Origin of the sequence: Kitasatospora putterlickiae (assembly GCF_039527695.1) — a bacterium.
In the GTDB taxonomy this organism is placed as follows: domain Bacteria; phylum Actinomycetota; class Actinomycetes; order Streptomycetales; family Streptomycetaceae; genus Kitasatospora; species Kitasatospora putterlickiae.
Window position 1 is genome coordinate 12,381 of sequence record NZ_BAAAKJ010000440.1, and the last position, 803, is coordinate 13,183.

Sequence of the window (803 nt, forward strand, 5' to 3'; positions counted from 1 at the left end):
CCAGCGCCCCGGTGACGCCGGTGCGGGCCGAGCCGCCCCCGTTCCTGCCGGCCGTCGCGCCGGTCGCGGCGCCGGCCGCGGTGCCCGCCACCACGGAGGACTTCACGGCGGCCTGTGCCCGGCTCTCCGACCTGGTCGACGCGGGCCGGCGCGCCGAGGTGCTCGACCTCGCCGCCCGGCTGCTGGCGCGCGGCCGGTCCGAGCTCGGCGACGGGGCGGCGATGGTCCGCACCGTCCGGACCATCTACGCCCGCACGCTGCTCCAGGAGCGGCGCCACCAGGAGGCCCTGGCGGAGTACCGGCTGCTCGCGGCCACCGCCGACGGCGGACCGCACGGGCGGCGGGCCATGGAACCCCGGTACCGGATCGCCGAGTGCCTCGAACAGCTCGGGCACGGCGCGGAGGCGCTCGCCGAGTACCAGGCCCTGCTCGCCGTCTGGCCGGAGACCGAACCGGAGAGGCTGCTGGACCTCCGCGAGCGGATCGGCGTCCAGCTGGCCGCCCTCGGCGAGACGGAGGCGGCCTGGTCGTGGCTGCTCCAGCTCCTCTTCGACCGCGAACGCCGCGAGGGCCCCCACCACCCGGCCGTCCGCCGCCTCCGCCAAACCCTCGACACCCTCCAACCCCACCGCACCGCCACCCCCTGGCCCCCACACCCCTAACACCCACCGGGCCAGACCAGAAGGCCGGCTACCCGGACTCCCCGCGCTACCCGGGATTCCACCGCTGGCGCCGCCTTCTCGCGCGGGCTGGAGTGGAAAGTCGGCTGCCCCGACTTCCTGTGCTGGCCGGGTTTGGGTTCC

1 protein-coding gene is annotated in these 803 nt (G+C 76.7%); it reads left to right on the top strand.

What is annotated here, in order from left to right:
* Positions 1 to 662, top strand: a 662-nt coding sequence (locus tag ABD308_RS36010; protein WP_425554941.1) for a tetratricopeptide repeat protein, incomplete at its 5' end; no start/stop codon positions are given.
* Positions 663 to 803 lie beyond the last annotated feature (141 nt).